General features: G+C 74.0%; 19 protein-coding genes. 15 read left to right on the top strand and 4 right to left on the bottom strand.

The features are described 5' to 3' along the window. Position 1 precedes the first annotated feature (1 nt). Entirely contained in the window at positions 2 to 463 is a 462-nt protein-coding gene (gene fliS / locus AC3CCI_RS05810) for a flagellar export chaperone FliS (RefSeq protein WP_354594346.1), read from the top strand. Next, positions 453 to 794 carry a hypothetical protein gene (locus AC3CCI_RS05805; protein ID WP_354594345.1) on the top strand — a complete coding sequence of 114 codons (342 nt, stop codon included), beginning with the start codon at positions 453 to 455 and terminating at the stop codon, positions 792 to 794. The genes fliS and AC3CCI_RS05805 overlap by 11 nt, the downstream gene beginning before the upstream one ends. Positions 795 to 872: 78 nt before the next feature. Here the strand turns inward: AC3CCI_RS05805 and AC3CCI_RS05800 are convergent, their stop codons facing one another. Together AC3CCI_RS05800 and AC3CCI_RS05795 are read right to left on the bottom strand one after the other, a co-directional pair. Beyond that, positions 873 to 2,399, bottom strand: coding sequence for a CitMHS family transporter (locus tag AC3CCI_RS05800; protein WP_354594344.1), 1,527 nt, complete (start codon positions 2,397 to 2,399; stop codon positions 873 to 875). 262 nt (positions 2,400 to 2,661) lie between these two features. Further along, positions 2,662 to 3,144, bottom strand: a complete 483-nt coding sequence (locus AC3CCI_RS05795) for a hypothetical protein (protein ID WP_354594343.1) — start codon at positions 3,142 to 3,144, stop codon at positions 2,662 to 2,664. A gap of 196 nt (positions 3,145 to 3,340) precedes the next feature. Between AC3CCI_RS05795 and AC3CCI_RS05790 the strand changes: the two genes are divergently transcribed. Next, positions 3,341 to 5,254: a sensor histidine kinase gene (locus tag AC3CCI_RS05790; protein WP_488628375.1), complete on the top strand. Its 1,914-nt coding sequence runs from the start codon at positions 3,341 to 3,343 to the stop codon at positions 5,252 to 5,254. Beyond that, positions 5,251 to 5,955 carry a response regulator gene (locus tag AC3CCI_RS05785; RefSeq protein ID WP_488628374.1) on the top strand — a complete coding sequence of 235 codons (705 nt, stop codon included), beginning with the start codon at positions 5,251 to 5,253 and terminating at the stop codon, positions 5,953 to 5,955. The genes AC3CCI_RS05790 and AC3CCI_RS05785 overlap by 4 nt, the downstream gene beginning before the upstream one ends. Before the next feature lie 386 nt (positions 5,956 to 6,341). Here AC3CCI_RS05785 and AC3CCI_RS05780 read toward each other — a convergent pair whose 3' ends face one another. Together AC3CCI_RS05780 and AC3CCI_RS05775 are read right to left on the bottom strand one after the other, a co-directional pair. Then, a complete protein-coding gene (locus tag AC3CCI_RS05780; RefSeq protein ID WP_488628373.1) occupies positions 6,342 to 6,770 on the bottom strand; it encodes a hypothetical protein in 429 nt (142 codons plus the stop codon). A 488-nt stretch (positions 6,771 to 7,258) separates the two neighbouring features. After that, positions 7,259 to 7,390, bottom strand: a complete 132-nt coding sequence (locus AC3CCI_RS05775) for a hypothetical protein (protein ID WP_488628372.1) — start codon at positions 7,388 to 7,390, stop codon at positions 7,259 to 7,261. Between the two features lie 192 nt (positions 7,391 to 7,582). Here AC3CCI_RS05775 and AC3CCI_RS05770 point away from each other — a divergent pair, with 192 nt between their 5' ends. The 11 genes from AC3CCI_RS05770 (at position 7,583) to AC3CCI_RS05720 (ending at position 17,471) form a co-directional block, all read left to right on the top strand. Continuing rightward, the gene (locus tag AC3CCI_RS05770; protein WP_056259808.1) at positions 7,583 to 7,930 is read left to right on the top strand and encodes a flagellar basal body rod protein FlgB; all 348 of its coding nucleotides are present in this window, start codon (positions 7,583 to 7,585) and stop codon (positions 7,928 to 7,930) included. Next, positions 7,927 to 8,322 (top strand): flagellar basal body rod protein FlgC, encoded by a 396-nt coding sequence (locus AC3CCI_RS05765; protein ID WP_043596823.1) that lies wholly within the window; start codon positions 7,927 to 7,929, stop codon positions 8,320 to 8,322. The genes AC3CCI_RS05770 and AC3CCI_RS05765 overlap by 4 nt, the downstream gene beginning before the upstream one ends. Continuing rightward, positions 8,322 to 8,678, top strand: a complete 357-nt coding sequence (gene fliE / locus AC3CCI_RS05760) for a flagellar hook-basal body complex protein FliE (RefSeq protein WP_354594959.1) — start codon at positions 8,322 to 8,324, stop codon at positions 8,676 to 8,678. Before AC3CCI_RS05765 ends, fliE begins: the two co-directional genes overlap by 1 nt. Then, positions 8,678 to 10,363: a flagellar basal-body MS-ring/collar protein FliF gene (gene fliF / locus AC3CCI_RS05755; RefSeq protein WP_354594958.1), complete on the top strand. Its 1,686-nt coding sequence runs from the start codon at positions 8,678 to 8,680 to the stop codon at positions 10,361 to 10,363. Before fliE ends, fliF begins: the two co-directional genes overlap by 1 nt. Then, the gene (fliG, locus tag AC3CCI_RS05750) at positions 10,360 to 11,415 is read left to right on the top strand and encodes a flagellar motor switch protein FliG (RefSeq protein ID WP_354594957.1); all 1,056 of its coding nucleotides are present in this window, start codon (positions 10,360 to 10,362) and stop codon (positions 11,413 to 11,415) included. The genes fliF and fliG overlap by 4 nt, the downstream gene beginning before the upstream one ends. Before the next feature lie 171 nt (positions 11,416 to 11,586). Continuing rightward, the gene (locus AC3CCI_RS05745) at positions 11,587 to 12,357 is read left to right on the top strand and encodes a FliH/SctL family protein (RefSeq protein WP_488628371.1); all 771 of its coding nucleotides are present in this window, start codon (positions 11,587 to 11,589) and stop codon (positions 12,355 to 12,357) included. Between the two features lie 86 nt (positions 12,358 to 12,443). Further along, a complete protein-coding gene (locus tag AC3CCI_RS05740; RefSeq protein WP_488628665.1) occupies positions 12,444 to 13,787 on the top strand; it encodes a FliI/YscN family ATPase in 1,344 nt (447 codons plus the stop codon). Continuing rightward, a complete protein-coding gene (locus tag AC3CCI_RS05735) occupies positions 13,787 to 14,245 on the top strand; it encodes a flagellar FliJ family protein (RefSeq protein WP_354594955.1) in 459 nt (152 codons plus the stop codon). The genes AC3CCI_RS05740 and AC3CCI_RS05735 overlap by 1 nt, the downstream gene beginning before the upstream one ends. After that, entirely contained in the window at positions 14,242 to 15,036 is a 795-nt protein-coding gene (locus AC3CCI_RS05730; protein ID WP_354594954.1) for a C40 family peptidase, read from the top strand. The genes AC3CCI_RS05735 and AC3CCI_RS05730 overlap by 4 nt, the downstream gene beginning before the upstream one ends. Next, positions 15,033 to 17,012, top strand: coding sequence for a flagellar hook-length control protein FliK (locus AC3CCI_RS05725; RefSeq protein WP_488628370.1), 1,980 nt, complete (start codon positions 15,033 to 15,035; stop codon positions 17,010 to 17,012). The genes AC3CCI_RS05730 and AC3CCI_RS05725 overlap by 4 nt, the downstream gene beginning before the upstream one ends. Before the next feature lie 12 nt (positions 17,013 to 17,024). Continuing rightward, the gene (locus AC3CCI_RS05720; protein WP_354594952.1) at positions 17,025 to 17,471 is read left to right on the top strand and encodes a flagellar hook assembly protein FlgD; all 447 of its coding nucleotides are present in this window, start codon (positions 17,025 to 17,027) and stop codon (positions 17,469 to 17,471) included. Positions 17,472 to 17,520: the final 49 nt, after the last annotated feature.

Here is a 17,520-nt window from a genome sequence, read left to right as displayed (position 1 = left end):
CATGAACGCACAAGGATTCGCCGCCTTCGCCGCGGCGAGCGGCTCCGCCGCCACCGCCCAGCGCCAGCGGGCGCAGTACACCTCGGACGCCGTGCTCTCGGCCACGCCGGTGCAGCTCGTCACGATGCTCTACGACCGTCTCATGCTCGACCTCTCGCGCGCCGAGGCCGCCCAGGTCGCGGGTTCGTGGCTCGTCGCCGGCGAGCAGCTCGTGCACGCGCAGGCGATCGTCGCCGAGCTGTCGTCGTCGCTCAAGATCGACGTCTGGGACGGCGGCGAGGGCCTGCTGGCGCTCTACGGCTACGCGTCGACCGCCCTGGTCAACGCGAACGTCCACCGCGACGTGGCGCTCACGCGCGAGGTCGCCGGCCTGCTCGAGCCGCTCCGCCAGGCGTGGCACGAGGCGGGTGCCTCGTTGCAGACCACGACGGTCGCCCCGACCGGAGCCCTCGGTGTCGCCTAGGACCGAGCACACGCACGCCGCGTGGCGTGCCGCCCTGGACGAGCTGGAGGCGCTGGTCGCCGAGGCGGACGTGTCGCCCTCCGCAGGCGGCCCCGCGACGGCAGCCGGGCCGACGTCGACGTCGACACCTCGATGGACGCCCCCGACCGGGCTGGGTCCGTTGCCGCAGGAGCTCGCTACCCGCGCCTCCTCGTTGGCGGAACGCCAGGGCCGCGTGCTCGACCGACTCGAGGCCGCCCGCGCCGCCGTGCTGCAACACCTCGGTGCCGTGCGCTCGGTCGAGGCGTCGCACGAGCCCTCGCGCCCGGTCTACCTCGACGCGACCGGCTGAGACCGAGCGCGGACCGGCCGGCACCGGCACCCGGCCCTGGCCCCGGCACCGCGACCGGCACCGGCGCCGGCACCGGCTTCAGCCGAAGGGGATGACCCCGACGAGCACCGCCACCACGAGCATCACGACCGAGACGACGGCCGCCCGCCAGAGCACCTTCTTGTGGTGGTCGCCGAGGTTGACGTTCGCCAGGCTCACGAGCAGCAGGATCGCCGGCACGAGCGGGCTCTGCAGGTGCACCGGCTGGCCGATCACCGAGGCGCGGGCCATCTCGACCGGGTCGATGCCGAACGCCGAGGCGCTCTGGGCGAGCACGGGCAGGATGCCGAAGTAGAAGGCGTCGTTGCTCATGAAGAAGGTGAGCGGCAGGCTGAGCAGGCCGGTGATGACGGCCAGGTACGGGCCCATCTCGTTCGGGATCACTTGCACGAGCCATTGCGCCATCGCGTCCACCATGCCCGTGCCGTTGAGCACGCCGATGAGGACGCCTGCGGCGAAGACCATCGAGACGACGCCGACGATGCTCGGCGCGTGGGCCACGATCTCGGCGGACTGCTGCTTCACCTTCGGGAAGTTGACCAGCAGGGCGACCGCGACGCCGACCATGAACACGTAGGCGAGCGGGAAGAGGTCGAGCACGAGCAGCACCATGACGACGACGGTCAGCGCGAAGTTGAACCAGATCAGCTTCGGCCGCAGCGTCTCGCGCGTCGGGTCGAGCATGGTGTCGGCCATCGTGCCGGTCGTGGGGGTGCCGTTCGCGCTGGTGCCGGTGACGGGGTTGTCGACCGCGCGCTCGCCGGGGGCGTCGGCCCGGCTGCCGTCGGCGCGACCGCCGCGGAGGCCGAGCGCGACCGTGGGGCTGGTGAACATCGAGACGCCGACGCCGGCCTTGCCCGGGCCGCCGCCGCGGGCGGCCGTGGCCAGTTCGCGCGACAGGGGCGACATCTTCTCGGCTGCCGCGGCGAGCACCGAGCCGCCGAGCTCGACGGTGCCGAGGCGGCGGCGCTCGCGCAGGCCCATCAGCCAGGCGAAGGCGAACACGATCACGAGGCCGACGACCAGCGACGGCACGAGCGGCACGAAGATGTCGGACGGCGCCACGTTGAGCGCGGCCGCGGCGCGGACGGTCGGCCCACCCCAGGGCACGATGTTGAGCGTGCCGTTGGCGAGGCCGGCGACGCAGGTCAGCACGACCGGGCTCATGCCGAGCTTGAGGTAGATCGGCAGCATCGCGGCGGTCGTCACGATGAACGTGGTCGACCCGTCGCCGTCGAGCGAGACCGCCCCGGCCAGCAGCGCCGTGCCGAGCACGATCTTCGCGGGGTCGTTGCCCGTGACGCGCAGGATGAACCGCACGAGCGGGTCGAAGAGGCCGACGTCGATCATCAGGCCGAAGTACATGATCGCGAACATCAGCAGCGCCGCGGTCGGGGCCAGGTCGCCGATCGCCTCGATCACCATGTCGCCGATGCCGAGCCCGGCCCCTGCGAACAGGCCGAAGATGGTCGGCACCATGATCAGGGCGAGCATCGGCGAGAGCCGCTTGGTCATGATCAGCACCATGAAGGTGGCGATCATCAGATAGCCGAGGATGACGAGCATCAGGACTCCTTCGTCCAGTTCGTGTGTCCGGGCACGCTAGCGGCGCCTCCGGGCCCCCGTCGCGCTTGTGCGCATTGGCCGACTATCGCGCGTTCGGGGCGTTCTGCGCGTTCTGCTCGGGGGAGCCGCGCCTCCTCATCCGTCGCCTGCCGACCAGACCCGCCCACACGCACCTGGCCCCGGCACGACACCGCGTTTCGTGCACCGCACCCCGTCTAGTCGGGGTGCGGTGCACGAAAGGCGGTGCAGTGGTGGCGGGACGTCACCCGGCGGGCGGCCCTGCGGCCCGGCGGGCCCGCTTCCGCACCACGAGGGCACAGGCCCCGAACGCGGCCGCGCCGAGCGCCAGCAGCGTCAGGCCGACCACGAGCATCCACGGGGCGCCTCCCGAGACGATCCGGGCGAGTGTCAGACCGAGCCCGACCGCGACGATGGTGAAGACGACGGCCATGACCGGCTCCGACCAGGTCTGGCCGACGAGGTCACGCCGCTCGACCGGGAGGCCGTCGTCCTGTCGGCGGGCGGCGAGCTGCCACCGATCCCGGATCTCGAGGCCGATGACGGGCCCCCACATGATCGCCCCGCTGCTGCCGGTCTCGAGCACGATCGCCACGCCCAGCGTGACGAGCGTCCCGGCCAGGAACCACCACGGGAACACCGTGCGCAGCGGGACGACACGTCTCACCCGGCCGCCCCGGGTCTGGTGCGGCTGCGGCTGCGGCTGCGGCTGCGGCTCGGTCGGCATGGCCCGAGCCTAGGCAGCGTCCGGCCGATGCGCCCACGGCACCGCGTTCCGTGCACCGCACCCCGTCTAGTCGGGGTGCGGTGCACGAAAGGCGGCGCGGTGGCGGCGGATCGGGTCGGTCGGCGCGCGGCCGGCGGGCGAACGCGGACCCGAGGAGGCGCGGGTCGGGTCCGTCGCGCCCGGTACCCTGGCGGGCGTGACCGACGACAGCTCACCCCGGCGACGCCGCACGGCCGCGCGGCGTCGGACGGGTGCGGGGCGCGAGGCGGGGACGGGAGCGGCACCGCGCCTCCGTAAGCGACGGTTCGCCACCGAGGTGCTGCTGCTGCAGCTCGCCGTCGTCACCGCCATCGTGCTGTTGACCAGTGCCGTGTTCGCGGCCATCGCCGTGCAGCGGCTGGCGCGCGAGGCCGAGGCGACGGCGCTCGCGGTGGCGCAGAGCGTCGCGAGCGACGCCGACGTCCGCGACGAGGTCGCCCGGCTGAGCGTGGACGGCACCGAGATCGACCAGGAGGCGCTGGCCGGGGGAGCCCTGCAGCGCACCGCGGTCGCGGCCCGGCAGCGCACCGGGGCGCTCTTCGTCGTCGTGACCGACGACCGCGGGGTGCGGTTGGCCCACCCCGACCCCTCGCGCATCGGCGAGCGCGTCAGCACCAGCCCCGACGCCGCCCTGCGCGGGGAGGAGGTCGTCGCCTGGGAGCGCGGCACGCTCGGCGACTCGGCCCGGGCGAAGGTGCCGGTGTACGCGCCCGGGGCCTCCGTCGGAGGCGCATCGGACGTCGTCGGCGAGGTCAGCGTCGGCTACGCCCCGGCGCGGGTCTACGACACCCTCGTCCGGGACGCCCTGCCCGTCGTCGGGGTCGCCGTGCTCGCGCTCGTGCTCGGCGTCGTCGCGTCGGTGCTGATCCGCCGCCGGCTCGACCGGGCGACCCTCGGGCTGCAACCCGAGGAGCTGACGACCCTGGTCCAGAACCAGCAGGCCGTGCTCGGCGGGGTCGGCGAGGGGGTGCTCGCGGTGTCCGGCGACGGCGTGGTGACGGTGTGCAACGACCAGGCCGCCCGACTGCTCGGGCTCGATGCGGGTGCCGTGGTGGGGCAGCCGCTCGCCGGGCTCGACCTGCCCGAGCGGCTCGTCGCGCTGCTCGGCTCGAGCGGTCGGCGCGACGACGTCGACGAGGCCCCGGCCGGCACCACGACCGACACGACGCTCGTGGTCGCCCACCACGTGCTGCTGGTCGACGTGCGCCCGGTCTCGCGCGACGGGGTCGACCTCGGCCGGGTCGCGGTGGTGCGCGACCGCACGGCCGTCGAGGCGCTCACCCGTCGGCTCGACGCGGTCGGGGCGATGACCACGGCCCTCCGCGCGCAGCGACACGAGTTCGCCAACCGGTTGCACGCCCTGTCGGGGATGCTCGAGCTCGGTCGGGCCGAGCAGGCCCGCGCCTACCTGGCCGACGTGCTCGACCACGGGCCCCTGCGCTACCCCGTCGCCCACGCCGACCGGCTGACCGAGCCGTACCTGCAGGCGTTCCTCGGAGCGAAGGGCGTCGAGGCCGCCGAGCGCGGGGTGCTGCTGAAGCTCGGGCCCGAGACCTTCGTCACGGGGTCGGTCGTCGAGCCCGGCGACGTGACGACGGTGCTCGGCAACCTGGTCGACAACGCGGTGCGGGCCGCGGTCGCCGGGCGGGTCACCCCGGCCTGGATCGAGGTGGAGGTGCTCGACGACGGCACCGACCTGCACCTGTCGGTGATGGACTCGGGTGACGGCGTCGCCGACGCCGGGCTGCTCTTCGACCGCGGGCCGCACGACCCCGACGGCGACCCGGCCGACGACCTCGACCCCGCACGCGTGCACGGCCTGGGCTTCGGGCTGCCGCTGTCGCGCGACATCGCCAGACGCCGGGGTGGCGACGTGTGGCTCGGTTCGCCGGGTGGCGACGGGCACGGCGCCGTGTTCTGCGCGAGGCTCGTGGGCGCGGTCTCGGGCGAGGCGGTGGCGACGGGCGGGTCCGGGCCGGCCCGCGCCTCCTCGTCCAGAGATGCGTCAGACGACCGGCACGAGCCGCACACCGGCGGCGACCCCCGCGATTCCGAGAGGACCACCCCGTGACGACCGAACTCACCGTGCTCGTGGTCGACGACGACTTCTACGTCGCCGACCTGCACCGTCGCCAGGTCGAGCAGTTGCCCGGCCTGCGCGCGCTGCCGGCCGTCGGGACGGTCGCCGAGGTGCGCCGCGTCCTCGTGGAGCAACCCGTCGACCTGCTGCTGCTCGACGTGCACCTGCCCGACGGCAACGGCCTCGACCTGCTGCGCGAGGTCGACGTCGACGCGTTCGTGCTCAGCGCCGCGTCGGACGCCACGACCGTGCGTCGGGCCCTGCGGCGCGGGGCCCTGGGCTACCTGATCAAGCCGTTCGCGTCGGGCACGCTCGTCGACCGGTTGCGCGCGTACCAGCGGTACCGCAACGTCCTCGACGAGCGGACGACCGTGGACCAGGAGGCGCTCGAACGGGCCCTGCGCATCCTCCATTCCGGCGACGCGGCGAAGGCGGCCTCGCCCTCGCGGTCGGCGACCGAGCAGGCGGTGCTCGAGCAGTTCGGCGCGGAGGCCGGTGCCGGTGCCGGTGCTGCTGGTGGAGCAGAGGTCGGTCCGCTCGAGCTCTCGGCGGCCGACGTCGCCGCCCGGGTCGGGGTCTCGCGCGCGACGGCCCAGCGCTACCTCGCGGCGCTCGCCGCCGACGGCCTCGTCACGATGAAGCTCAGCTACGGCACCACCGGCCGCCCCGAGCACCGCTACTCGCGCCCCTGACGCGACCCGCGCCTCCTGCCCGTCGCCCCTCTGCCGCATCGCACCGCCGACTGGACATCGCACCGCCCACTTCGGCGGTGCGACGTCCAGTCGGCGGTGCGACTGCGCCTCCTTGTCAGGCGCGCATCCGAGGAGGCGCGACTCGGCTCAGTCCGCGGGTGCGGTCTCGACGACCGGGCCGTTCACCTGGACGTCGATCAGGCGGTTGACGGAGCTGTCGGGTCCTGGAGGCCGTCGAGCAGTTCCGTGGCGACCGTGCGGGTCTCTTCGATGGACAGTCCGTCGTCCGCATCGTGAGGCCCGGTCGTGCCAGTGCTGCATGCCGTGAGGAGCGCGAGGCCCAACACGACGACGCAGAGCGCGCGGCGGTCACCCAGGGAGGAACGTCACGTCGCTGCGTCACCATCGGTCTCGACGGTCGGGCCCGTCACGGCGAGCGACAGGACGGCGGGTGCCGAGCCGTCGTCGCCGGCCTGCAGGCGGATCTGGTACCCCTCGTCGGCGTCCCGTGTCAGTTCCACCCATCGGCCTCCCGCGCCGGTCGTCTCACCGTCGTAGACGACCTTCCAGCCCGACGACCCCAACTCGTCCACTGCGTGGTCGGTCAGCTGCAACTGGTTCGCCGGCTCCCGCAGCGAGATGGTGCGTTGTACGTGCCACTCGACGACACTCGAATCGGCATCGACGTCGCCACCGAGCAGCGAGCCCGCGCTGTCGTCGACGACCTCGACCGACGTGACCTGGTCGCTGGGGATGAGAGCTTGTACGGCATCGGCGATCTCGTTGGCCTTGATCTGCGTCTGGTCGATGGTCACGGTGTCCTCCTGGGACGAGCGGGTGGGGGAGGCATCAGGCGCAGGCGAGCCCGACGTGCAGGCCGTGACGAAGGCGAGCAGGACGACGCCCGTCAGTGCGCCGGCAGCGTGGAGGGACCTCATCACCCCTGCCCCGTCTCGACAGCGATCGTCCGGCGTCGGTAATGGTCCTGCATGATCGGGAGGTCGTCGACCCCGACGTCCCACTTGTGGCTCTCGCCCTCGGGGTCCTCGACGAAGGGTTAGACGTCACCGCCGGTGAGGACACCCATGACCTGCCGGAAGGCGGACGACTTGGTTGACCACCAGTTGAAGTGTCCTCGCATCGGTCCGCTCTCCTGCCCTGCGGAGGCATCGTTGAAGCCCGTCTCGAGCCGGGTCACTCCTGTCGACGACAGTGACGGATGCTCTGTTGTCCGCCCGCTGCCCCGAGCGCTGCTCGTTCATCGTGCCACAGGGCCCCGGCGGACGACACCGGCGGAGGGCTGTCAGCCGACGAACCACCAGAGTGACGCGATCTCGGCGGGCTGTCGCCGGAGGCCGATCCACAAGCCGACCGGCCACAGCAGCAGGGGCAGCACGACCCCGAGGCCCGACAGCCGTCGGCCGTTCTCGTCCATGCGTGCGCCTCCGTCCCCCGGTCCTGGGCGCACGCCAGCAGCAGCCGGCGTGCGCCCCCAGTACGGGGCAGGCGCCCACCCACCGCTTACGTCACCCCGCGCCCCGCCGATAGAGCGCCGTGAGCACGGATCGCTCGCACACCCCGGCCACGGATCGGCCCCCCGCACTCCACCGACCCCACCGGGACAGGCATGCCACTCGAATCCGTGACGCAAGCGGCGCTGCAGAGCGCCCTCGACGGTCTCTCGCTGCGCCAGAAGACGATCGCCGCGAACATCGCGAACGTCAACACCCCGAACTACACCGCCAAGCGGGTGCAGTTCGAGGAGGCGCTGGGCCGGTCGGTCGCGGCCGGCAGCGGAGCGGTCCAGGCGTCCACGTCGCGCAGCCTCGAGCCCACGCGCCTCGACGGCAACAACGTGAACCTCGACACCGAGACGCTGTCGAACGTCGACACCGTGCTGCGGTACCAGTTCGCCACGCAGGCCATGAACTCCGAGCTGACGGCCGTGCGCGCCGCGTTCAGGACGAACTCGTGACCGCCTTCGACGCGATCGGCATCGCGAGCACCGGCCTGACCGTGCACCGCAAGTGGCTCGACGCCGTCTCGGACAACATCGCCAACGTCAACACCGTCAAGTCGATGGACGACACCGCCTTCCAGGCCCGCTACGTCGAGGTGCAGGAGGGCGCCGGCACCTCGGGCGTCTTCGTCAAGGCCGACCGGTACGGCAGCGAGGCCGGCCGCGTCACGTACCTCCCCGACCACCCGCTCGCCGACGCCGAGGGGTACGTGCGCATGCCCGACATCGACCTCGGCGCCCAGATGGGCGACCTGATCATGGCGCAGCGTGGCTACCAGGCCAACGCCGCCGTGGTCGACCGTGCCAAGACGGCCTACGAGGCCGCACTCCAGATCGGACGTGGCTGATGCCCATCGCAGGAATCCAGGCCCTCGGGGCCGTGCAGCAGAGCGGTTACGCCGACGTGGGCTCGCTGATGCAGGCCGGCGGCGCGTCCGACGTGACGGGCGTGACGGGCGCGACCGGCGCCTCCTCGGCCTCGGGCGCGACCTTCGGCGCGACCATGACCGGTGCCGTCGAGGGGCTGCAGCAGCTGCAGTCCGAGGCGAAGACCCTCGCCGTCAAGGCCGTCACCGGTGACCTGACCGACATCCACGACGCGACCATCGCCGCGACGCGTGCGCAGGTCACGCTCGAACTGGTCAGCGCCGTCCGCAACAAGGGCGTCGACGCCTTCAACGAGATCATGAGGATGCAGGCCTGATGCCCACCGCCGTCAAGGGCCAGCTCGCCAAGCTGGGTGCCGCCCTCAAGAGCTTCACGATCGCGCAGCGCACGATCGCCGTCATCCTGCTCGCCGCCCTCGTGCTGGGCGTCGTCGCACTCGTCAGCTGGCTGGGCAAGCCGACCTACACGCCGCTGTTCAGCGGCATCGACCCCACCGACGCGAGCGCCATCGTCGAGCTGCTGCAGGCCGACGGCGTGCCGTACCAGCTGACCGCGGGCGGCGGCACGATCCTCGTGCCCGAGGGCGTCGTCTACGACGAGCGCCTCAAGGCCGCCGCGGCCGGGCTGCCCGCCGCGAGCGCCGACGGCGGCTACTCGCTGCTCGACACCATGGGCGTCACCTCGTCGGAGTTCCAGCAGAACGTCACCTACAAGCGCGCCATCGAGGGCGAGCTCGCCAACACGATCAAGGCCATGGACGGCGTGCAGAACGCCAGCGTCCAGCTCGCCATCCCCGAGGACTCCGTGTTCGTCTCCGAGCAGCGCGACCCCACCGCGTCGGTCTTCGTCGAGACGCGGGCCGGCGCGACGCTGGACTCCAAGCAGGTGCAGGCCATCGTCAACCTGACCAGCGCCTCCGTCGAGGGCATGAAGGCCACCGACGTGGCCGTCACCGACGCCTCGGGCACGGTGCTGTCGGCCGTGGGCAGCGGGGCCGTGGGAGGCGCGGGCGGCGACGCGAGCGACTACGAGTCGAAGGTCCAGGCCTCGGTGCAGGCGATGCTCGACAAGATGGTCGGCCCGGGCAACTCGTCGGTCGTGGTCGCCGCCGACCTCGACCAGAGCTCGGGCACGAAGGTCACCGAGTCGTTCTCGCAGCCCGAGAGCGGCCCGATCGCCCTCAACGAGTCGGGTTCGACCGAGGAGTACGGCTCGGGTGCGAACGGTGCCGGCGGCACCGGCGCGACCGGCGTGCTCGGCCCCGACAACATCGCCGTGCCCACCGGCACCGACGGCACGACCACGGCGGGCACCGGTGCCGACGGTGGTTACACCAACGAGTCGACCACCAAGAACAACGCCGTCGACAAGGTCACCGAGAGCCTGAACGTGCCGGCCGGCGAGGTCAGCCGGCAGACCGTGTCGGTCGCCCTCAACTCGGCCGCGGCCAACGGCGTCAACATGCAGAGCGTGCGCGACCTCGTCAGCGCCGCCGCCGGCATCGACGCGGCCCGCGGCGACACCGTGCAGGTCGCCCAGGTCGACTTCGACACGACGGCCGCGGACGCCGCCGCCGAAGCGCTCAAGGCCGCCGACGCGGCGAGCGCGAGCGAGGCCATGTGGGGCACGATCCGCACCGTGGGCATCGTCGCCGCCGTCGCGATCGCCGCGATCGTGGGCCTCATCGTCTTCGCCCGCCGCAGCCGTCGCCAGGACCGCGAGGACGTCGACCTCGGCGAGCTCGCCCCGCAGAACGGCGCCCAGACCTGGGACGCCACGATGCCGTTGTCGCTCGACGACGCCGTCGCCACCTCGCGCCTGACCCTGCCCGGCATGGGCGAGGCCAAGACCGAGCTGCTCGAGGTCGACGCCCCGACGCCGTCGCCCGAGTTCGTCTCGGCCGAGCGCCGCCGCGCCGAGATCGACGCGATGGCCGAGCGCGACCCGGGCAAGACCGCCGAGCTGCTGCGCGGCCTCATGGACGACCGGCAGCCCGCATGAGCCTCGTCCCCACCGCGTTCGGCGCCCCGGCGGCACCCGGCGTCGGCAAGCCCTTGACCGGGTCGCAGAAGGTCGCCGTCATCCTCATGCAGATGGACCAGGCCCGTGCGGCCGCCGTCATGAAGGAGTTCAGCGAGGTCGAGGCCGAGGAGATCGCGGCCGAGATCGTGCGCCTGCGACGCGTCGACCCGTCGCTCGCCGACGCGACCGTGGCCGAGTTCCACGACCTCAGCGTGAGCGGCCGGTACCAGCGCCGGGGCGGCCACGACGTCGCCGTCGGGCTGCTCGAGGCGTCGTTCGGCTCGGAGCGCGCCGCCGGCGTCATGGAGCGCATGGCGTCGAACATGGCCGGCAAGTCGTTCGAGTTCCTCGACGAGGCCGAGGCCGGCCAGGTGGTGACGTTGCTCGACGGCGAACTGCCGCAGACCATCGCCCTGGTCCTCGCGCACCTGCGCCCCCAGCAGGCGTCGGCCGTGATGTCGGGTCTCGACGTCGAGCTGCGTGCCGACGTCGCCCAGGCCATCGCGACGATGGGCACGGCGACCCCCGAGTCGGTCGGCATCGTCGCGGCCACGCTCAAGGTGCGGGCCGGCGCCGTCGTCGCGCCGCGCGAACAGGTCGAGGTGGTCGGGGGCATCCAGCCGCTGATCGAGATCCTCAACCGCAGCGACGTGGCGACCGAGAAGGCGCTGCTCGAGGGCCTCGACGAACGCGACCCCGAGCTGGCCGAGGAGGTGCGTTCGCGCATGCTCACGTTCGAGGACGTCGTCAAGCTCGAGTCGCGCGACATCCAGCAGGTGCTGCGCGGCATCGACGCGGCGATCCTCGCCACGGCGATGAAGGGTGCGCCGGCCGCGGTGACCGAGGTCATCCGCGGCAACGTGTCCGAGCGCAACCGCGAGCTGCTGGACGACGAGCTGCAGTCGATGGGACCGGTCCGCAAGTCGCAGATCGAGGAGGCGCGGGCGTCGGTCGTGCGCGCCATCCGCGAACTCGAGGCGATGGGCTCCATCACCATGCACCGCTCCGACGACGACGCCCTCGTCGAGTAGCCCGCCCGCCGTCCCGCACCGGTGCGGGACGGCGGCCCCCCTTCGGGGCAAGGGCTAACGCCCACCGGCCGCAGGCCGAGAGTCGCCCCTGAGCACGGATCGCTCACCCCACCCCAGGCCACGGATCGGCCGTCACCCCCGAACGCCGAACGGCCCGTGATGCTCGATTCCGTGATGACCCCCGAGGGCGCTGCCCCGGCCTTCGCGCGCGTCAGCTACCCGTCCGTCTCGCTTCCCGGGTCCGACGCCGCCACCGTCCGTCAGGCGCACGACGCCCGGGCCGAGGCCCGTGGTCACGCCGCCGGGTACGCCGCCGGCCTCCGCGCCGCCGAACTCGAGCTCGCTGCCCGCCGGGCCGTCCTCGAGGCCGAGCACTCCGACCTGCTGCACCGGCTGCAGGCCGCGACCGTGTCCGCGGTCGAGGCCCTGGCCGCGTCGGCCCGGGCGCTCGACGCCCGGGTCGCCCCCGTGCTGGACGACGCCGAGGAGGCGCTGGTCGCCACCGCCTTCGAGCTCGCCGAGGCGGTCCTCGGCTACGAGCTGCGCGCCTCCGAGTCCGTCGACGGCGACCTGCCCGGGGCCGACGCCAGCACCCGGGGCGCGGGCACCGGCGACCCGTCGACCCGCGCCACCGACCCCGCCCCGTCCGGTCCCCGCACCGGGCGGACCGCGCGTGCCGCGGTCGCCCGGGCACTCGCGGTGACCGAACCCGGCGACGTCGTCACCGTCCGCCTGCACCCCGCCGACCTCGCCCAGCTCGGGCCGGCCACGCTCGACTCCGTGGCCGCCGACGTGGCGTTCGTGGCGGACGCCTCCCTCGCCCGCGGCGACGCCGAGGCCGAGCTGCGGATCGGCCAGGTCGACGCGCGCCTCGGCTCGGCGCTCGACCGGGCCCGGACGGCGCTGCTCGGCGACCCGGCGTCGGACGGGGGTGCCTCGTGACCCTCACCGCGCCTCCTGCACTCCTCGCGACGGGCCCCGTCGACCTCGCCACGGCTGAGGTCGCCGGGGACGCGCGTCGGCCCCGCGTGCCCTCCGTGGTCGCCCCCCGCCTGGCCGCCGCCCGCGCCGCGGCCCGCCCGCAGCGCGTCGGCCGGGTCAGCTCGGCCGTCGGCCTCGGCCTCACGGTGCGCGGCCTCGACGCGGCCGTCGGCGAGATCCTCTCGGTCGGCGACGGACGCACCGAGGCCGGCTCGGACCTCGCCGAGGTCGTCGCGACCACCCCGGACGGCGTCCGCTGCATGCCGCTCGGGCGCCTGACCGGCATCACCACCGGCACGCCCGTCCGCTCGACCGGTCGGCCCCTGCTCGTCCCGACCGGCACCGGCCTGTTCGGGCGGGTGCTCGACGGCCTCGGCCGCCCCATCGACGGCAAGGGACCGCTGGTCGGCTCGGACGGCGGTCGCGTCGACCTCGTGCCCCTCGACCACGAGACCCCGTCGGCCATGCACCGCGCCCGCATCGACACGCCCCTCCAGCTCGGCGTGCGCGTGCTCGACACCCTGACCACGGTCGGCAAGGGCCAGCGCGTCGGCCTGTTCGCCGGCTCGGGCGTCGGCAAGTCGTCGCTGCTGTCGATGATCGCCCGCGGCTCGGACGCCCAGGTCAGCGTCATCGCCCTCGTCGGCGAGCGCGGCCGCGAGGTGCGCGAGTTCCTCGAGGACGACCTCGGGCCCGAGGGCCTCGCCCGGTCGATCGTCGTCGTGTCGACGAGCGACGAGCCCGCCCTCATGCGCCTGCGCGCCGCCTTCGTCGCGACCCGCATCGCCGAGTCGTTCCGCGACCAGGGCGCCGACGTCGTGCTGATGATGGACTCGCTCACGCGCGTGGCGATGGCCCAGCGCGAGATCGGTCTCTCGGTCGGCGAACCGCCCGCGACCCGCGGCTACCCGCCGTCGACGTTCTCGGTGCTCGCCGGCCTGCTCGAGCGCGCCGGGACGGACCGCGTCGGCTCGGTGACCGGCCTCTACACGGTGCTGGTCGACGGAGACGACCACAACGAGCCGATCGCCGACGCCGCCCGCAGCATCCTCGACGGGCACGTCGTGCTCGATCGGAAGCTCGCCGTGACCGGGCACTTCCCGTCGGTCGACGCGCTCGGCTCGGTGTCGCGCGTGGCGTCGAAGGTGACCAGCCCGCCCCAGCGCGCCGCGGCGACCACGCTGCGCAAGGTCATGGCCGCGCGTCGCGCCGCCCAGGACCTGCTCGACGTCGGTGCCTACCAGCGCGGCACGAACCCGCTCGTCGACGCGGCCGTCGACCACCAGGGCGCCATCGACGCGTTCCTGCAGCAGGGCATGGACGACCGTGCGGCCTCGGCCGACTCGTGGAACGCCCTGGCCTCGCTGACCTCGCGTTTCGGAGGGATCTGATGGCCCGCCCGTTCTCGCTGCTCGGCCTGCTGAGGCTGCGGCACGCCCAGCAGGACCAGGCCGGGGCCGTCCTCGCCGATGCCAACGAGCGCCTCCGCGAGGCCGCCGACGAGCGCATGCGCGCCAAGCGCACCCTCGCCGACGAGCCGTCCGAGGTCACCGACGCGGCGATGCTGAGCGCCCTGGCGGCGTCGCGGGCCTCGTCTCGCGGCATGCTCGCCGAGCTCGACGCGGTCACGCAGCGACGCCAGGCCGACGCCGACGCCGCGCAGGCCGCCTTCAACGAGGCGCGCCGTGCCGCGATCGGCCTCGAGAAGCTCGAGGCCAAGCACGCGACGGCCGAGGCGGCCGCCGACCTCCGCGACGAGCAGATCTCGCTCGACGAGATCGCCTCGCGCCCCCGGCCCGACGGCTCGCCGTCCGGCACCGACCCCGAGAACCCAGGAGGCGCGGCGTGAGCCCCGTGACCGAGGTCCTGTCACGAATCCAGGACATCCAGGCGACCATCGCCCAGCTGCGCGCGGGAGCGACCGGTGCGGCGACGACCGCGACGGCCACCGCCGCGTCCACGACGTCGGCCACGGCGTTCGCCGACGCCCTCGCCGGGACCTCCGGCACGGGCGCGACGGCGACCAGCGCCTCCGTGGACGCCGTGGCCGGCTCGGTCGCCGGCGGCAGCGGGGCCGACGGCTCGGACGTCGTCGAGGCCGCCAAGAAGTACCTCGGCGTGCCCTACGTGTTCGGCGGAGAGGACCGCACGGGCATGGACTGCTCGGGCCTCGTGCAGACCGTGTTCAAGGACCTCGGCGTCAGCATGCCGCGCGTCGTCCCCGACCAGGCGAAGATGGGCGCCGAGGTGTCGTCGCTCGCCGAGGCGAAGCCGGGCGATCTGCTCGTGCCCAAGGGCGAGGGGCACATCGTGATCTACCTCGGCGACGGCAAGGTGCTGCACGCACCCCGCCCGGGCAAGGACGTGCAGATCGTCGACAACTGGTACGAGGACTCCGACCTCAGCACGATCCGGCGCATCGTGCCGGCCGAGGGGGCTGCGGGTGCCGCGACGTCGTCGTCCGCGTCGTCGGCGCTGTCGGGGCTCTCTGGCCTGTCGGGTCTCTCGGGGCTGTCGGGTCTGTCGGGCCTCTCGGGTCTCACGGGTCCTGCCGGCGGGACGGGTTCGACCTCGTCGTCGGGGACCGACCTGATGACGGCCGCCCTGCAGAAGATGATGAGCGCGGGGGTGGCCTCGTGAGCCTGTCCCGCGCGCTGCTGTTCGCGCCTCCCGCCCTGTCCGACGCGTCGTCGCTGCGCGCCCCCGCCGGGTCGCGCGCGGCGGGGACCGGCGTCGCCCGCGACGCCGACCGGGCCGCGGCCGGCTTCGGAGCCGCCATGCGCGACGAGCACGCGTCGACCCGGGCCGCCGTCCGGCGTGACGCCGGGCCCGCGGAGCGTGACGCCCGCACGGTCGACGGGAACGCCGACCCGGACCCCGCCCGAGACGTCGCCCGTCCTGCCGACCGGCACGCCCCGGGGGCCTCGACCCCCGTCTCGGACGAGTCCGTCGCATCGTCCTCGCTCGACCCCACGTCCGTCTCGCCGTGGCGCCGACCGTTCGCCGACGCGACCTCGGCACCGGCTCCCGAAGCCGGCGAGCCCGGAACCGCGACCGCAGCAGCCGGGTCCACCCCGACGACGGACGGCGCGTCCGCCGGGACGACGGTCGCCGACGGCGAGACGCTCCCGGCGACTGCCCCCGGTCCCGCCGCCGCCCTCGCGGCACCGGCCCTGGTCACTCCGGCCCTGGCCACCCCGGCCGCGACGTCCCCGGCCGTGCTCTCGGCCCGCCCCTCCGCCTTCGGCGATCCGGCCCGCAGCGGAGCGTCCGATTCCGGTGACGCCTCGGCCGAGTCCGGCGATGCGGTCCGTGTCGGCTCGGCCGTGTCCGTGGCCGTGGCCGCCGCCGACCCCACCTCCGCCTCCGCCTCCGAGGCGCCCGGGACGGAAGCGGTGCCCGACCCGTCCGTCGCCGACTCGGGCCCCACGTCGCCGTCCGCCGTCACCTCGACCGGAGTCGCTGCCGTCGCCACGGTTGCGGCCACCGCCGGATTCGCCCTGGCCGCCGCCGCCGCGTCCGTGCCCACCGCCCCTGCGACCGGTGCCTCCGTGCCCGCCGCTTCCGCGACCGCCGCGTCGGCCTCCGGCGCGTCCGCCCCGGTCGCGCCGACGACCACCGCCACCGCGTCCGCGTCCGCGTCCGCCGCGCAGGGTGCCTCGCTCGCGACCGTCGGCACGGGGTCAACGAGCACGGGTGCAGTCGGCACTCCTGCCGGGTCGGCTCCGGCCGGCCCGCTCGCTCCGGCCCGCGGCGGATCGGCCGTGCGTCCCGACGCGTTCGCCGTCACCGGTGATCCGGTCCCTGCCGGATCAGCGGTCGGGAGCCCCGCCTCGTCGTCGGACGCTCGCCTCCTCTCGTCGTCGGCCACCCTCACGTCCGGCGCGACCACCGCGACCGGCGCATCCGGCACGTCCGGTCCCGCGAGTCCGTCGCCGACGGCACCCGGTGCCGCCACCGTCTCGGCGCCCACCCCGGCGACCGCACCCGCCGACCCGATCGTGCTCGCCGTGCCCGGGGCCGCCGCGACGTCCGCGGCCCCCGCGACCAGCGCCTCCTCGTCCGCGACCCCGGCGCCGGCCGCCGCACCGCCCGCTCCGCTCACGCAGCAGCTCGCGCGCCCGCTCTTCACGCTGGCGGCCGCGGGCCCCGGCGTGCACGTGGTCACCGTCGACGTCGCGCCCGAGGCGCTCGGCCCGGTCACGGTGCGCGCGCACGTCTCGGCGCACGGCCTGCACGTCGAGATGTTCGCGGCGTCGGACGCCGGTCGCGACGCCGTCCGGGCGATCCTCGGCGACCTGCGCCGCGACCTCGCGACCGCGGCGGGCCCCGGACAAGGAGGCGCGGGTCAGCAGACCAGCGTCGACCTCTCGTCGCAGAACCAGCCGTCCGACCCCCGGGGCGACCGCTCCGGCCAGGGCGGACCGGCCGGCGCGCAGACCGGTGCCGACGGCGGCGCCGACCGTCAGGCCCGCGACGCCGCCGTCGCACGCACCGCCGACGCCCGTGCCGCCCGTGCGCTGCGCGACGCCACCGACCCCCTGGACGCGACGGGTGCGGTCGACCGTGCCCGCGCCTCCTCGTCCCTCTCGACGTCGATCGACGTCCTGGCCTGAACCGGAGACCCCATGCCCTCGATCGACCAGATATCGGGAACCGTCGACGTCGCGACGCAGATCGCCGCCGCGAACGCCGCGAAGGGCGGCTCGAGCCGTTCGACCTCGAACACGATGGACAGCGAGATGTTCATGAAGCTGCTGGTGACGCAGCTGAAGAACCAGGACCCGTCGACCCCGATGGACACCAACGCCATGATGTCGCAGACCACCCAGCTGGCGATGATGGAGCAGGTCACGGCCCAGACGACGACGGCCAACGAGAACTTCTCGCTGCAGATGCGCATCGCCGCGTCGAACCTCGTCGGTCGCGAGGTCAGCTACACGGGCGCGGACGGCGTCGAGGTGACGGGCACGGCCTCGAGCGTGTCGTTCGCCGAAGCCGTCCCGAAGGTGACGGTCGGCGGGAAGGAGGTCGCGTTGGATCTCGTCTCGGGCATCGCCGCCACGAAGGCGTGACACGACCCGCACCACCGCACCACCCGCAGGACCAGCACCACCCGCAGCA

Source organism: Frigoribacterium sp. CF331 (assembly GCF_057787905.1).
Note: the sequence above shows the minus strand (reverse complement) of the source record. Positions and strands in the feature narration are given on the sequence as shown.

Excerpts from the sequence above, each read along its gene's own strand:
- fliS (WP_354594346.1), top strand. The coding sequence starts at position 2 with ATGAACGCACAAGGATTCGCCGCCTTCGCCGCGGCGAGCGGCTCCGCC.
- AC3CCI_RS05800 (WP_354594344.1), bottom strand. The coding sequence starts at position 2,399 with ATGCTCGTCATCCTCGGCTATCTGATGATCGCCACCTTCATGGTGCTG.
- AC3CCI_RS05795 (WP_354594343.1), bottom strand. The coding sequence starts at position 3,144 with ATGCCGACCGAGCCGCAGCCGCAGCCGCAGCCGCAGCCGCACCAGACC.
- AC3CCI_RS05775 (WP_488628372.1), bottom strand. The coding sequence starts at position 7,390 with ATGGACGAGAACGGCCGACGGCTGTCGGGCCTCGGGGTCGTGCTGCCC.
- AC3CCI_RS05770 (WP_056259808.1), top strand. The coding sequence starts at position 7,583 with ATGCCACTCGAATCCGTGACGCAAGCGGCGCTGCAGAGCGCCCTCGAC.
- fliE (WP_354594959.1), top strand. The coding sequence starts at position 8,322 with ATGCCCATCGCAGGAATCCAGGCCCTCGGGGCCGTGCAGCAGAGCGGT.
- fliF (WP_354594958.1), top strand. The coding sequence starts at position 8,678 with ATGCCCACCGCCGTCAAGGGCCAGCTCGCCAAGCTGGGTGCCGCCCTC.
- fliG (WP_354594957.1), top strand. The coding sequence starts at position 10,360 with ATGAGCCTCGTCCCCACCGCGTTCGGCGCCCCGGCGGCACCCGGCGTC.
- AC3CCI_RS05735 (WP_354594955.1), top strand. The coding sequence starts at position 13,787 with ATGGCCCGCCCGTTCTCGCTGCTCGGCCTGCTGAGGCTGCGGCACGCC.
- AC3CCI_RS05720 (WP_354594952.1), top strand. The coding sequence starts at position 17,025 with ATGCCCTCGATCGACCAGATATCGGGAACCGTCGACGTCGCGACGCAG.